The sequence below is a fragment of the Citrobacter freundii complex sp. 2025EL-00176 genome (assembly GCF_053309355.1).
The window spans coordinates 1-13,737 of sequence record NZ_JBRYHT010000020.1 but is presented as its reverse complement, the minus strand read 5'-3'; the positions used below and the strand labels follow the sequence as shown (position 1 = coordinate 13,737).

Sequence of the window (13,737 nt, the reverse complement as noted above, 5' to 3'; positions counted from 1 at the left end):
TGCAATACGAGCGTACTTGGCCATCAAATCAACGTAAATCAAACCAATAATTAAACAATTTTATAGAGTTAAATCATAAGGTTACTTTCTTAGCGTACATTTCCGTACGGTTGGGCTTCCCCCCATCAACACATCAGTTTTATAGCCTGCTATAGCCCATTGTCTTACGGTATCAAGGACCTTGAGCCAGTTGCCTAAATCATTATTTCTGATTTTAGTTGTTCTCCGTGTATTTCCATTCCAAAGCATTTTTGTACTTAAAATGGTTGTGGGCGGATCCAGTAACAATCTCCCACCATCTTTATCACGGTAGCTATCATATGCATAGCGATAGACAGCACGCAGAACACGTGCCCATAAATCTGGGCTTTACTGCCTTTTTCTTCACGCCTGAACGGGCCACCAAACCATATGCCCGCTCTCTGGCCTGCTCAATAGTCATATCCGGGAACTTGCCCAACGTCACACGGTAAAATTTTCCGTCACGCTTTGGGACACACAAAAACTTTTGCTGCCACTAGACGTAACGCGCAGCCGCAACCCATTAACGACACTATCAGCATATTCAAGGCGTTTGCCGGCATCAGGAACGGGGGAGTTCCATCAGCACGGCTTTGGTGAATCTGATCGTTCTCATAGGGCTTTCTTTTATGCTCCAGCAATCTTCCGGAGATACCTCGGGGATACTTTACAGAGGGGACATACGGGTAATTGTAGGTCATTATCGGCTGTTTTAAAAATCAGTGATTACCTGTTTTTCAATGAAAAATACGAATAGTTATTGATCTGGACACTAATTAACAATTGATGATTTTGCCAACAGTACACATAGCGCGATATACTAAAAATTCTCGCAGCAACTAAACGTTAAGCCTATGAAATACGATACATCCGAGCTTTGTGACATCTATCAGGAAGATGTCAACGTCGTGGAACCGCTGTTCTCTAACTTTGGGGGACGGTCGTCGTTTGGCGGACAAATCATCACGGTAAAATGTTTCGAGGACAACGGGTTGCTGTACGATCTGCTCGAACAAAACGGCCGTGGTCGCATTCTGCTGGTCGATGGCGGCGGTTCTGTCCGTCGTGCGCTGGTCGATGCCGAACTGGCGCGGCTGGCCGTACAGAATGAATGGGAAGGTCTGGTCATCTACGGCTCAGTACGCCAGGTAGACGATCTGGAAGAACTGGATATTGGCATTCAGGCGATTGCCGCAATTCCGGTAGGCGCTTCAGGTGAAGGCATTGGGGAAAGCGATGTGCGCGTCAACTTTGGCGGCGTGACGTTCTTCTCCGGCGACCACCTGTACGCCGACAACACCGGGATAATCCTCTCCGAAGACCCGCTCGATATCGAGTGATCAAAAAGGCACCGCAAGGTGCCTTTTTTATACGTTGTCGCTGATTGCCGGATGTCGGCTTACGCCTTATCCGGCCTACAAAGAGGAGCGATTACGCGAAAGATTTCGTGTTGTAGCAAGGCGGCAAACGAAGGTATCCCCAGGAACGTAGTAAACTACGTGACTGGGGTAACTGAGCGCAGCCAACACAGCTACGGCGCGAAAGATGAAGCGTAATTAGACTTCTTCCATACGACCTAAAAGGGCATGCAGACGATCCTGCCAGCCGTTCTGCTGTTCTTTCAGATTGTTGTTCTCACGCTCCAGTTCTTCACGCTGCTGCTGTGCAGACTGAACTTCCTGCGACAGTGAGTTGTTCTTTTCTTTCAGCTCTTCGATTTCCATCTGCAACAGCGTGATGGTATCAATCGCCTGCTGTACTTTTGCTTCCAGTTTCTCAAACACTTCTAATGACATCGTCATACCTCTCCTGAATTGCAAGGCGTTGATGGATAAAAATCCTCGTCCCGATAACCGGCGACGCCTTAATAAAAACGAGCGCACTCTACTTAACACCGATTGTATGAAGCCGCGTCATCCCTGTCCAGCGGCATCCCGCGCAGATTGCGGTTTGCAACACTTTTAGTCTTTCTCCTGGTGACATGACTGTCATAACGCTTAAGTGTTAAGAGATTGTTCGGTGAAATGATTCAGCTCACACTATTTTTGTATAACAAATACCGCGGAATGGCGCGAAAACGCTCATTTTGTTGATGCAGTACACACATTTTAATTTCGATATTTCTCGTTTTTGAGCGTTAACGATAAATTAACAGTGTGCCTACCGGCTCCGGGGATGTCAGTGACCTTCTCGCACACAATAAACATTAAACTCTCTTCAGGATCCGATTATGAGTCAAACATCAACCTTAAAAGGCCAGTGCATTGCTGAATTCCTCGGTACCGGGTTGTTGATTTTCTTCGGTGTGGGCTGTGTCGCTGCACTCAAAGTGGCCGGGGCTACTTTTGGTCAGTGGGAAATCAGCATCATCTGGGGTCTGGGGGTAGCGATGGCTATCTATCTGACCGCAGGCGTTTCTGGTGCACACCTGAATCCAGCGGTCACCATCGCACTCTGGCTGTTTGCCTGTTTTGATAAACGCAAAGTCGTCCCTTTTATTATTTCGCAAATTGCCGGCGCCTTTTGCGCAGCGGCACTGGTTTACGGGCTTTATTACAATCTTTTCCTCGATTTCGAACAAACCAACCATATCGTGCGTGGCAGTACGGAAAGCCTGGGTCTGGCAGGTACTTTCTCCACCTATCCGAACCCGCATATCAATTTTGTGCAGGCCTTCGCGGTTGAAATGGTCATTACCGCTATTCTAATGGGGCTTATTCTGGCCCTGACCGACGATGGTAACGGTGTACCTCGTGGTCCGCTGGCACCACTGCTGATCGGCTTACTGATTGCCGTTATTGGTGCTTCCATGGGTCCGCTAACCGGTTTTGCGATGAACCCGGCGCGTGACTTCGGACCGAAACTCTTCGCCGGACTGGCCGGATGGGGTGAGATTGCCTTCACCGGTGGTCGTGATATCCCTTACTTCCTGGTACCGGTGTTTGGCCCAATTACCGGCGCAATTTTAGGCGCATGGGCCTACCGCAAACTGATTGGTCGTCATTTGCCGTGCGATGTCTGCGCGATTGAAGAAAAAGACGTTGCGGCCAACACTCAACAAAAAGCTTCGCAGTAATGTGACTACGGGACAAAAAATTATGACTGAAAAAAAATATATCGTTGCGCTCGACCAGGGCACCACCAGCTCCCGCGCGGTCGTAATGGACCACGATGCGAATATCGTTGCCGTTTCACAGCGCGAATTCGAGCAAATCTACCCGAAAGCCGGTTGGGTAGAACACGACCCAATGGAAATTTGGGCAACCCAAAGCTCCACGCTGGTAGAAGTGCTGGCGAAAGCCGATATCAGTTCCGATGAAATTGCCGCGATCGGTATTACCAACCAGCGTGAAACCACCATCGTCTGGGAACGTGAGACCGGTAAACCTATCTATAACGCCATTGTGTGGCAGTGTCGTCGTACCGCGGATATCTGCGAAAAGCTCAAGCGCGACGGTATGGAAGAGTACATCCGTAACAACACGGGCCTGGTGATTGACCCGTACTTCTCCGGTACCAAAGTGAAGTGGATCCTCGACCACGTAGAAGGCTCGCGTGAGCGCGCTCGTCGCGGCGAACTGCTGTTCGGTACCGTAGATACCTGGCTTATCTGGAAAATGACTCAGGGACGCGTACACGTCACGGATTACACCAACGCCTCACGTACCATGCTGTTCAACATCCACTCCCTGGACTGGGATGACACGATGCTGGATGCGCTGGATATTCCGCGTGCCATGCTGCCAGAAGTGCGTCGTTCTTCTGAAGTGTACGGCCAGACCAACATCGGTGGTAAGGGTGGCATTCGTATTCCTATCTCCGGTATCGCCGGTGACCAGCAGGCGGCGCTGTTCGGCCAGCTGTGCGTGAAGGAAGGGATGGCGAAAAACACCTACGGTACCGGCTGCTTCATGCTGATGAACACTGGCGAGAAAGCCGTTAAGTCCGAAAACGGGCTGCTGACCACCATCGCCTGCGGACCGACCGGGGAAGTGAACTACGCGCTGGAAGGCGCAGTGTTTATGGCGGGTGCCTCTATCCAGTGGCTACGTGATGAAATGAAACTCATCAGCGATGCATTCGACTCTGAGTATTTCGCCACCAAAGTGAAAGACACCAACGGCGTATACGTCGTTCCGGCATTCACCGGTCTGGGCGCACCGTACTGGGACCCGTATGCGCGTGGCGCCATCTTCGGTCTGACCCGTGGTGTAAACTCCAATCACATCATTCGCGCAACGCTTGAGTCTATCGCTTACCAGACCCGTGACGTACTGGAAGCGATGCAGGCTGACTCCGGCATTCGTCTGCACGCCCTGCGCGTCGATGGTGGTGCGGTCGCTAACAACTTCCTGATGCAGTTCCAGTCGGATATTCTCGGCACGCGCGTTGAGCGCCCGGAAGTCCGCGAAGTCACTGCGCTGGGTGCGGCGTACCTCGCCGGTCTGGCGGTCGGCTTCTGGCAAAACCTGGATGAGCTGCAGGAAAAAGCGGTCATCGAGCGTGAATTCCGTCCTGGCATCGAAACCACCGAACGTAACTTCCGTTACAGCGGGTGGAAAAAAGCCGTCAAACGCGCCATGGCGTGGGAAGATCACGACGAGTAATACGTCATTGCCGGATAGCGACTTTGCCTTATCCGGCAATCTCTTCGTGCGGGGTAACCCCGCACACACATCAATAATCGAGTCCCCTCCCCTGTGCTACACTTCGCGCCATTCCTTTCAGCTACGAGTTTGCAATGAGACGAGAACTTGCCATTGAATTTTCACGCGTGACCGAAGCGGCCGCGCTGGCTGGCTATAAATGGCTGGGCCGCGGCGATAAAAATACCGCTGACGGCGCGGCGGTGAACGCCATGCGTATTATGCTTAACCAGGTCAACATCGACGGCACCATCGTCATTGGCGAAGGTGAAATCGATGAAGCGCCGATGCTGTTTATCGGTGAGAAAGTCGGTACGGGGCTTGGTGATGCGGTAGACATTGCTGTCGATCCCATCGAAGGCACGCGTATGACGGCAATGGGCCAGGCAAATGCGCTGGCGGTACTGGCCGTGGGCGACAAAGGCTGCTTCCTGAACGCGCCGGACATGTATATGGAAAAGCTGATTGTCGGCCCAGGCGCAAAAGGGTCCATTGACCTGAACCTGTCGCTGGAAGCCAACCTGCGTAACATTGCCGCCGCGCTGAACAAACCCCTGAGCGACCTGACCGTCACTATTCTGGCGAAACCTCGCCATGATGACGTTATCGCAGAGATGACCAAACTGGGCGTGCGCGTATTCGCTATTCCCGATGGCGACGTCGCGGCCTCCATTCTGACCTGCATGCCTGACAGCGAAGTTGACGTGCTGTACGGCATTGGCGGCGCACCGGAAGGCGTGGTCTCCGCCGCCGTTATCCGCGCGCTGGATGGCGATATGCAGGGCCGTCTGTTGGCGCGTCATGACGTCAAAGGCGACAGCGAAGAAAACCGCCGTATTGGCGAACAGGAACTGGCCCGCTGCACCGCGATGGGCATTGAGGCGGGCAAAGCGCTGCGTCTGGACGAAATGGCGCGCAGCGACAATGTCATTTTCTCTGCCACCGGCATCACCAAAGGCGATCTGCTGGAAGGCATTAGCCGCAAAGGCAATATCGCCACCACCGAAACGCTGCTGATCCGCGGCAAATCGCGCACAATCCGCCGCATTCAGTCGATTCACTATCTCGATCGCAAAGATCCCGATGTGCAGGCGCACATCCTGTAATTGATTTGATCAATAGAGCCTTCCAGCCCATCCGGGCTGGAAATCTTTCGTCCAACGAACGAAGATAAGGCAATCAAAGCAGACAGGAGAAAACCATGGCAGATTGGGTAACAGGCAAAGTCACAAAGGTGCAGAACTGGACCGATGCCTTATTTAGTTTGACCGTGCGAGCTCCGGTTCTTCCTTTCACTGCGGGTCAGTTTACCAAGCTTGGCCTTGAAATCGACGGCGAGCGCGTCCAGCGCGCCTATTCCTACGTGAATGCGCCCGACAATCCCGATTTAGAGTTTTATCTGGTGACGGTTCCCGACGGCAAACTCAGCCCGCGTTTGGCCGCGCTGAAGCCTGGCGATGACGTTCAGGTGGTAAGTGAAGCCGCTGGCTTCTTCGTGCTGGATGAGGTCCCCGACTGCGACACGCTGTGGATGCTGGCGACCGGCACGGCTATCGGCCCATATTTGTCGATTCTGCAGTTAGGCAAAGATCTGGATCGGTTTAAAAATCTGGTGCTGGTCCACGCCGCGCGCTATGCCGCCGATTTGAGCTATCTGCCGTTGATGCAGGCGCTGGAAAAGCGCTACGAAGGTAAATTACGTATCCAGACCGTTGTTAGCCGTGAAACTGCGGCAAATTCGCTGACCGGGCGAGTGCCTGCGCTGATTGAAAGCGGTGAGCTGGAAAAAGCGGTAGGTTTGCCAATGGATAAAGAAACCAGCCACGTAATGCTGTGTGGCAATCCACAAATGGTACGCGACACGCAGCAACTGTTGAAAGAGACCCGGCAAATGACCAAACACCTGCGCCGTCGACCAGGCCATATGACCGCTGAACACTACTGGTAAGGGCTTGCCGGATGGCGCTTACGCTTATCCGGCCTACGAGTCAGCTCTGTACTTTACGTCCTGCGTATCTTTACCATATTTATTTTCGTCCTGGGTGCCGACAAACGCGCCCAGATCGATAAGCATACCGACCAGAATCAGCGTCGGAAGAAAACGGCCTACAGCCCATTGCCAGACGCCAGGTAACATCGCCCAGTTTCCGGCCAGCAGCATCCACGCCAGAATCATCAATAACGCCCACGCTCCTGAACGTCCCCGATCGTGCAGACGCTTTACCGTCACCGCCGCCGTCGGCCATAGCAGACACACCAGACAAAATGCCGCGGTTTGAATATCGAGTAATTGCTTACTCGCCAGGGAGAACAACGCCAGCATACTGACGATCCACAGACCTATCCAAATCCAGAAATCACGGCGTCCAATACGCCCTTTAAATGAGAATAACCACTGCTGTATGGTCATGTAGGTTCCTTTATTATTACCTTCCAGGACAGTTTACCCTTTTGACAAGCCGGACGGTTACCGTTTTAATCGTGAGCAGTCATAAAGAAAGGTACGATTGATGAAGCAAGGATTTACACTGTTTTTATTACTGTTTTCAGCCTTAACCGTAAGCACTACGGCGCAGGCGGAAGAGCCATCGACGGCAATCACGGCCCCCTATTTGCTGGCGGGCGCGCCGACTTTTGATCTATCGATTAGCCAGTTTCGTGAAAACTTTAATACGCAGAATCCGAAGCTTATCCTCAATGAATTCCGCGCCATCGACAGCAGCCGCGATCGGGCGAATCTCACCCGTGCCGCCAGCAAAATCAACGAAAATCTGTATGCGTCATCCGCGCTTGAACGCGGTACATTGAAAATAAAAAGTATGCAGATCACCTGGCTGCCGATTCAGGGGCCTGAACAAAAAGCAGCGAAAGCGAAAGCGCTGGAATACATGACCGCCGTCATTCACACCGTCGCGCCGCTGCTGACAAAAGAACAAAGTCAGAAAAAGCTGCAAAAATTGCTCGCCGCCGGCAAAGGTAAACACTATTACGCCGAAACAGAAGGCGCTATTCGCTATGTCATAGCAGATAACGGTGAAAAGGGGCTGACCTTCGCTGTTGAACCGATTAAGCTGGCTCTATCTGAAAACCTCGAAGGGTCGAATAAGTGACAAAAAGCAAAGCCTTTCTGGGGATGAATCTCTATACTGTTTCACAGACCATGCTGCCCTGACGGGCGGCCATATTCCTTAATTCGCTGACAAGCGTGGAGAAATGAAATGCGACATCCTTTAGTGATGGGTAACTGGAAACTGAACGGCAGCCGCCATATGGTAAACGAACTGGTTGCTAATCTGCGTAAAGAACTGGCTGGCGTTGCTGGCTGTGCAGTAGCGATTGCTCCGCCGGAAATGTATATCGACCTGGCGAAACACGCCGCTGCCGGTAGCCACATCATCCTGGGCGCGCAGAACGTTGACCTGAACCTGTCTGGCGCATTCACCGGTGAAACCAGCGCTGAAATGCTGAAAGATATCGGCGCGCAGTACATCATTATCGGTCACTCTGAGCGTCGTACTTACCACAAAGAGTCTGACGAGCTGATCGCGAAGAAATTTGCTGTGCTGAAAGAGCAGGGTCTGACTCCCGTTCTGTGCATCGGTGAAACCGAAGCAGAAAACGAAGCGGGCAAAACTGAAGAAGTCTGCGCACGTCAAATCGACGCCGTTCTGAAAACTCAGGGCGCTGCGGCATTCGAAGGCGTAGTCATCGCTTACGAACCAGTATGGGCTATCGGTACCGGTAAATCTGCAACTCCGGCTCAGGCTCAGGCTGTTCACAAATTCATCCGTGACCACATTGCTAAAGCTGACGCGAAAATCGCTGAACAAGTTATCATCCAGTACGGCGGTTCCGTAAACGCGGGCAACGCAGCAGAACTGTTCGCTCAGCCGGACATCGACGGCGCGCTGGTTGGCGGTGCTTCTCTGAAAGCAGACGCCTTCGCAGTCATCGTTAAAGCAGCAGAAGCCGCTAAACAGGCTTAAGTTGTATGGCGGGAGGAGTACTCCTCCCGTCGCATTAGGTTTACCAGTATCCCAGCCAGTGCCACCAGAAGGCGCCGGTTACCCCCCAAATGGTCAGGTTGACCACGCTCATTACCAGCCCCGTTTTCCACCACTCCGCCAGCGTGACATAGCCTGAACCAAAGATGATAGGCGCAGTACCCGTGCCATAGTGCGTGAGCGACATCATCAGGGAAGAAGAGAAACCGAGCATCAACCCAAGCAGCGCCGGCGGCGCGCCCAGGCCTAATCCTGCGGCGAAGAACGCAGCGAACATCGCCGTAATATGCGCAGTTGTACTGGCGAAAAAGTAGTGCGAGTAGACGTAAAGCAGGATCAGCAGTAGCGTCGCGATACTCCAGTGCACCCCAAGATGGTCGATGGCGCTACCCACGCTGGTTGCCAGCCATCCCACCAGCCCCAGTTTGCTGAGAAAATCCGCCATCATCACCAGCGCGGCGAACCAGACTATGGTATCCCACGCGCCACGGCACTTAAGAATGTCATCCCAGCTTAATACGCCCGCCATCAACAGAATCGACAAACCAATTAACGCGGCGCTGGTAGGATTTACACCCCAGCCGCTGCCCATCAACATTGCAGGAACGCCCGCCCACAGGCAGAGCAGCAAAATGAAGACGGCCAGGGTAATTTTCTCTGCCAGTGAAAGCGGACCTAGCGCCTCCAGTTTTTGCCGTGCGAACTGAGGCGCATTTGGCGTGCGAGTGATGGCTGGCGGGTAGAGCCACCAGATAACAATCGGCATGACGACCAGCGAGACCACCGCGGGAAGCAGCGCCGCAATAGCCCACATTCCCCAGGTCATGTTCAGCACACCATCCGTCCCCTTCGTTAAAAAGCTAACGATTAAAGGGTTAGGCGCGGTCGCGGTGATGAACATTGCCGAGCTGATGGGGTTAATGTTGTAATTCACCAGCGCCAGATAGCGACCCGTTGAGCCATTCTCGTTGTTGCCCGGTTGCGATCCGAGGCTTTCCGCAATCGCGCGCATTACCGGGTGGATAATACCGCCGCCACGTGCCGTGTTGCTTGGCGTAACCGGCGCAATCAGCGTTTCCGCAAGGGTTAATGCCCACGCAATCCCCAGCGTTCTTTTACCAAACAACGCAATAAACCCGTAGCCAATACGCGCGCCCAACCCGGTTTTTAACAGGCTTTGCGACAGCATGATGGATAAACCAATCAGCCAAATCAGTTGATTAGAGAAGCCGCTCAAGGCATCGTTCAGCGCAGCCGAAGGTTTACCGGGGTTGGTGACGCCGGTCATCGCCACCAGCATAATCGCCACAACCGCAATGGCGCCAATGGGCATGGCTTTACCGATAATCGCTGCGATCGTACCAATGAACAACGCCAGCAGATGCCACGCTTGCGGAGTGACGTCAGGCGGACACGGGATAACAAACCAGATGGTCAGCGTGATCGCGAGCGAAATGATGGCAGGCCAACAGCGGATAGGGGTCAAACTGTCCATGAATCAATCCTTGAGTTTCCAGTGCGCAAATCTGCGCCCCGGTATTAACCGCCATCAGCCCAAATAAAACAATTCATCATCTCACAAAACAAAAAATTAACATTTAGATACAGTTATAATTTACCCAGCATACCGAACCAGAGGTAATCCAACGGCAGAAGCACCAGATATGTTGCCGCCGCCAGCGCAATACACAGCAGCATCCCCGCCCTCGCAGGCACTTTCCCAAGCGCCATCGCCACAACAATGGGTGAAGCCTGATACGGCAGCAGCGGTGTGGAATATCCCAGCACCTGAATCATAATCACCGACAGCAGCGGGAATCCCGTCGCATCGGCAAAGCTTTGTGCCAGCGTGGTATACAGCGCCGGAACGCCGTTTGCCGTCATAATAAAATTGAGTGCGGTGGTAATGCCGGTCAGGGCGAGGAAACTGGTAAACGGTTTTTCCGCGTCCAGCGGCATCACCTGTAACAGCGCCTCGCCCACCGCACTGCCAATACCGGTCTGCGTGACGGTGATCGCCAGCCCCAGAATACCCGCCACGTAGATACAGGTACGGATATTGACCCCACTGGAAAACTCCTCGCCATTAATAAAGCCAACCCGAGGTAGCAGCGTGATCACCGCCGCCGCCAGTCCGGTCCACGCCGGACCAATGCCGTGCCAGCTTTCGCTTACCCACAAAAACAACACCACCGCTAACATCCATGCCAGACGTTTTTCATCCCGGCTCATCGGCTCAGGCGGCGTCAGATCGCGCGGCGCATGGGGATTGCCAGGAAACAGCCAGCAGATAAGTACGATGAGTATCGCGCCTTTGAGCCAGCCCAGAACCGGCGTATGCAACAGTAAATAGGGCAGATAATTCAGGTGGATACCGTAAGACCCTTCCGCTGCGCCGCTCATCACCAGATTCGGCACGTTAGCGGGTAAAATCGTCGCAGAAAGCTGGAACGTCCCAAACCCGACGGCCAGCGCCAGACCATACCAGGCTCGCGTGCCGTCGTTAATTCCCGCCCGTTTCGCCATCGCCGCAACAATCGGCATCAGCAGCGCAATGCGCCCCATGTTGGACGGCATTACAAACGCCAGCGCATAACTTAGCAGTACCACACTCGCTACCATTAACGGCCAGGAGTCGGTCAATCGCGATGACAGCGCCCTCGCCGCCCTGTCCGCTAATCCCGTTTTACGAATCGCGATACCCAGTACGAATCCACTGAAGACCAGCCAGAACGCCGACGACGCAAAGCCGCCAAAAATCACATCCGGCGGCGCGATTTTGGCCACCATCGCCACGGCAAAGAACAGCAGCGCCGTTATAAATTCCGGCAGCAGCGACGTCGCCCAGAGAATAATGGTGATGCCAACCACCAGAGAAGGAATAAACAGAGGGTGTGAAAGCCAGAGCGACATGCCTGTCTCCTGTTGTTTTTTTCAACAAGAATACGGGGACAGGCATGTGGAGTAAACGCCAGATTAGGTAGGGTTAGCGCAGAATATCACATTGATGATCCTGAATTTCCTCAGCAGAGGCGAGATTCAGCGACAGCAAGTTACGCTGGGTCGCCAGCAGGACAAAGGACTCATCGCTCTGGCGCACCATCGCCAGCGCATAGCTGCCCATATGCTCTCGCGCATCCGGTACTTCTTCCGCCAGCATCATAAACGGGCTGCGTTGCGCCAGTTCGTTTTCCGTGACGCGACGCGCCAGATATTCATGCCCGCGTAATCCACCCGGCAAAGGCAACCAGCGGGTGCTGATTTTCGCCATGTTGTCATCCAGTTGCTTTCTGACATCGGTCCGCAGGCAGGAGATATGAATGTGCAGGTGATTTTGCGTACGCCCACTACGCGAGTTAATGGTCAGTGATACCGCTTTGTCAGGGATCTCCTGACCGTATTTTTGGCTCATAAAGCTACGCGCCTGCCAGGCCAGCCAGAAAAAGTTCGGCGTGCCTGATTCCAACAGCAGCGGGCTTTCCGTACCATTGATACGGTAACTCGGCATCAACAGATATTGCAGCGGACCGTTACGATCTTTGAACACCACATATCCGGCGTCTGGCTTCACTTCCACGCACGGTGCGGGATCCTGCTGCTGCAACTGGTGCGGTATGCATTGCTGAAGAACAATCTGGCGTAACGCGTCCGGGTTGCCGGTGAATTTCCAGTAACCAATGCCAGCAGCGGCAGCCACCACAATCACCGCCAGTAAAAGATAGCCTGCTTTTTTCATTACGCGTTCCCTGTATCCTATTGAGGGGCAAGAGTAACGCAAAACCATGACAAATAAAAAACCCGGTCGCGTTATGCCACCGGGTTGGTAACTCACAGATTTATTTAGCGCTTGCTGATCTGGTCGAACGTACCGCCGTTAGAGAAGTGCTCTTTCTGTGCTTTCGTCCAGCCGCCAAACTCTTCGTCAATGGTGAACAGCTTCAGCTTCGGAAAGGCATTTTCGTATTTCTTCGCCACTTCAGCATCACGCGGACGGTAGAAGTTTTTCGCTGCTATCTCCTGACCTTCCGGCGAGTAGAGATACTTCAGGTAGGCTTCCGCTACCGCTTTGGTATCTTTCTTTTCGACCACTTTGTCGACCACGGAAACAGTCGGCTCCGCGAGAATAGATTCACTCGGGGTGACTATCTCGAATTTATCTTTACCCAGTTCGTTCGTCGCCAGTAGCGCTTCGTTTTCCCAGGCGATCAGCACATCACCGATACCGCGTTCAACGAAGGTATTGGTTGAACCACGCGCACCGGAGTCCAGCACTTCAACGTTTTTAAACAAGGCTTTGACGAAGTCTTGCGCTTTGGCCTGATCGTTATTGTTGTGATGCAGGGCGTAGCCCCATGCTGCCAGATAGTTCCAGCGTGCGCCGCCTGAGCTTTTCGGGTTTGGCGTAATGACGGACACGCCCGGTTTGATCAGATCGTTCCAGTCATGAATTTGTTTTGGATTGCCTTTGCGAACCAGGAAAACGATGGTGGAGGTGTAAGGTGCTGAGTTATCCGGCAGACGTTTGATCCAGTTTTTATCGATACGACCACGTTCAGCAATAGCATCCACATCGTAAGCCAGCGCCAGCGTCACGACATCGGCTTCAATGCCGTTAATGACGGAAGTCGCCTGTTTACCCGAGCCGCCGTGCGATTGGCGGATCACGACGTTGTCGCCGGTTTCCTGCTTCCAGTGCGCGCTAAAAGCTTTGTTGTACTGCTCGTACAGTTCACGCGTTGGATCGTACGATACGTTAAGTAACTGAATATCCTTTGCCAGAACGCTGGTCGATGCCAGCAATAATGTTAACCCTACGCCCCATTTGTTCATCGCCCAGCTCTCTTATGTGGTGTTGTGATGAGCAAAGCGTGCCAGAAAGCGATCCAAACATTAAAGAATAAAAAAAGATTTGCTATAACTTCGAGGAATAAATCTGAGGGATTGCCGGATGGCGGCCAGCGCCTAATCCGGCCTACAAGTCTCTGCAACCTGTAGATACTGTTATTGCCTGCAAGCCTTTTCACGTTTCGCGGTTACGGATTGCAGGCACGACCAGTCACAGCGCC

General features: G+C 53.1%; 13 protein-coding genes. 7 read left to right on the top strand and 6 right to left on the bottom strand.

Annotation, left to right across the window (positions count from 1 at the left end; all coding sequences use genetic code 11):
• Positions 1 to 875: 875 nt before the first annotated feature.
• Entirely contained in the window at positions 876 to 1,361 is a 486-nt protein-coding gene (gene rraA / locus ACVXHP_RS22875) for a ribonuclease E activity regulator RraA (RefSeq protein WP_008787034.1), read from the top strand.
• 216 nt (positions 1,362 to 1,577) lie between these two features.
• Here the strand turns inward: rraA and zapB are convergent, their stop codons facing one another.
• The gene (gene zapB / locus ACVXHP_RS22870) at positions 1,578 to 1,823 is read right to left on the bottom strand and encodes a septal ring assembly protein ZapB (RefSeq protein ID WP_019077914.1); all 246 of its coding nucleotides are present in this window, start codon (positions 1,821 to 1,823) and stop codon (positions 1,578 to 1,580) included.
• Between the two features lie 428 nt (positions 1,824 to 2,251).
• On the opposite strand from zapB, the gene ACVXHP_RS22865 reads away from it, so the two are divergent.
• The 4 genes from ACVXHP_RS22865 (at position 2,252) to fpr (ending at position 6,615) form a co-directional block, all read left to right on the top strand.
• The gene (locus ACVXHP_RS22865; protein ID WP_038635996.1) at positions 2,252 to 3,097 is read left to right on the top strand and encodes an MIP/aquaporin family protein; all 846 of its coding nucleotides are present in this window, start codon (positions 2,252 to 2,254) and stop codon (positions 3,095 to 3,097) included.
• A gap of 22 nt (positions 3,098 to 3,119) precedes the next feature.
• A complete protein-coding gene (gene glpK / locus ACVXHP_RS22860) occupies positions 3,120 to 4,628 on the top strand; it encodes a glycerol kinase GlpK (RefSeq protein ID WP_003028792.1) in 1,509 nt (502 codons plus the stop codon).
• Positions 4,629 to 4,762: 134 nt separating this feature from the next.
• The gene (glpX, locus tag ACVXHP_RS22855; RefSeq protein WP_038635990.1) at positions 4,763 to 5,773 is read left to right on the top strand and encodes a class II fructose-bisphosphatase; all 1,011 of its coding nucleotides are present in this window, start codon (positions 4,763 to 4,765) and stop codon (positions 5,771 to 5,773) included.
• A gap of 95 nt (positions 5,774 to 5,868) precedes the next feature.
• Entirely contained in the window at positions 5,869 to 6,615 is a 747-nt protein-coding gene (fpr, locus tag ACVXHP_RS22850) for a ferredoxin--NADP(+) reductase (RefSeq protein WP_038635988.1), read from the top strand.
• Between the two features lie 33 nt (positions 6,616 to 6,648).
• Here fpr and ACVXHP_RS22845 read toward each other — a convergent pair whose 3' ends face one another.
• On the bottom strand, positions 6,649 to 7,077 hold the full coding sequence (locus ACVXHP_RS22845) for a DUF805 domain-containing protein (protein WP_038635986.1): 429 nt from the start codon (positions 7,075 to 7,077) through the stop codon (positions 6,649 to 6,651).
• 100 nt (positions 7,078 to 7,177) lie between these two features.
• On the opposite strand from ACVXHP_RS22845, the gene ACVXHP_RS22840 reads away from it, so the two are divergent.
• Complete coding sequence (locus ACVXHP_RS22840) at positions 7,178 to 7,777, top strand: YiiQ family protein (protein WP_079225710.1); 600 nt, start codon at positions 7,178 to 7,180, stop codon at positions 7,775 to 7,777.
• 108 nt (positions 7,778 to 7,885) lie between these two features.
• Positions 7,886 to 8,653, top strand: coding sequence for a triose-phosphate isomerase (gene tpiA / locus ACVXHP_RS22835; RefSeq protein WP_038635981.1), 768 nt, complete (start codon positions 7,886 to 7,888; stop codon positions 8,651 to 8,653).
• A 40-nt stretch (positions 8,654 to 8,693) separates the two neighbouring features.
• Here the strand turns inward: tpiA and ACVXHP_RS22830 are convergent, their stop codons facing one another.
• From ACVXHP_RS22830 to sbp, 4 genes are all read right to left on the bottom strand, one after another.
• Positions 8,694 to 10,166 carry a DASS family sodium-coupled anion symporter gene (locus tag ACVXHP_RS22830; protein WP_304702905.1) on the bottom strand — a complete coding sequence of 491 codons (1,473 nt, stop codon included), beginning with the start codon at positions 10,164 to 10,166 and terminating at the stop codon, positions 8,694 to 8,696.
• A gap of 113 nt (positions 10,167 to 10,279) precedes the next feature.
• Positions 10,280 to 11,584: an SLC13 family permease gene (locus ACVXHP_RS22825; protein ID WP_316129565.1), complete on the bottom strand. Its 1,305-nt coding sequence runs from the start codon at positions 11,582 to 11,584 to the stop codon at positions 10,280 to 10,282.
• Positions 11,585 to 11,657: 73 nt separating this feature from the next.
• Positions 11,658 to 12,407, bottom strand: coding sequence for a CDP-diacylglycerol diphosphatase (locus ACVXHP_RS22820; protein ID WP_447572221.1), 750 nt, complete (start codon positions 12,405 to 12,407; stop codon positions 11,658 to 11,660).
• 104 nt (positions 12,408 to 12,511) lie between these two features.
• On the bottom strand, positions 12,512 to 13,501 hold the full coding sequence (gene sbp / locus ACVXHP_RS22815; protein WP_047025897.1) for a sulfate/thiosulfate ABC transporter substrate-binding protein Sbp: 990 nt from the start codon (positions 13,499 to 13,501) through the stop codon (positions 12,512 to 12,514).
• Positions 13,502 to 13,737: the final 236 nt, after the last annotated feature.

What these genes read in the sequence shown, in the direction of transcription:
- rraA (WP_008787034.1), top strand. Translation starts at nt 876, where the DNA reads ATGAAATACGATACATCCGAGCTTTGTGACATCTATCAGGAAGATGTC.
- zapB (WP_019077914.1), bottom strand. Translation starts at nt 1,823, where the DNA reads ATGACGATGTCATTAGAAGTGTTTGAGAAACTGGAAGCAAAAGTACAG.
- ACVXHP_RS22865 (WP_038635996.1), top strand. Translation starts at nt 2,252, where the DNA reads ATGAGTCAAACATCAACCTTAAAAGGCCAGTGCATTGCTGAATTCCTC.
- glpK (WP_003028792.1), top strand. Translation starts at nt 3,120, where the DNA reads ATGACTGAAAAAAAATATATCGTTGCGCTCGACCAGGGCACCACCAGC.
- glpX (WP_038635990.1), top strand. Translation starts at nt 4,763, where the DNA reads ATGAGACGAGAACTTGCCATTGAATTTTCACGCGTGACCGAAGCGGCC.
- fpr (WP_038635988.1), top strand. Translation starts at nt 5,869, where the DNA reads ATGGCAGATTGGGTAACAGGCAAAGTCACAAAGGTGCAGAACTGGACC.
- ACVXHP_RS22845 (WP_038635986.1), bottom strand. Translation starts at nt 7,077, where the DNA reads ATGACCATACAGCAGTGGTTATTCTCATTTAAAGGGCGTATTGGACGC.
- ACVXHP_RS22840 (WP_079225710.1), top strand. Translation starts at nt 7,178, where the DNA reads ATGAAGCAAGGATTTACACTGTTTTTATTACTGTTTTCAGCCTTAACC.
- tpiA (WP_038635981.1), top strand. Translation starts at nt 7,886, where the DNA reads ATGCGACATCCTTTAGTGATGGGTAACTGGAAACTGAACGGCAGCCGC.
- ACVXHP_RS22830 (WP_304702905.1), bottom strand. Translation starts at nt 10,166, where the DNA reads ATGGACAGTTTGACCCCTATCCGCTGTTGGCCTGCCATCATTTCGCTC.
- ACVXHP_RS22825 (WP_316129565.1), bottom strand. Translation starts at nt 11,584, where the DNA reads ATGTCGCTCTGGCTTTCACACCCTCTGTTTATTCCTTCTCTGGTGGTT.
- ACVXHP_RS22820 (WP_447572221.1), bottom strand. Translation starts at nt 12,407, where the DNA reads ATGAAAAAAGCAGGCTATCTTTTACTGGCGGTGATTGTGGTGGCTGCC.
- sbp (WP_047025897.1), bottom strand. Translation starts at nt 13,501, where the DNA reads ATGAACAAATGGGGCGTAGGGTTAACATTATTGCTGGCATCGACCAGC.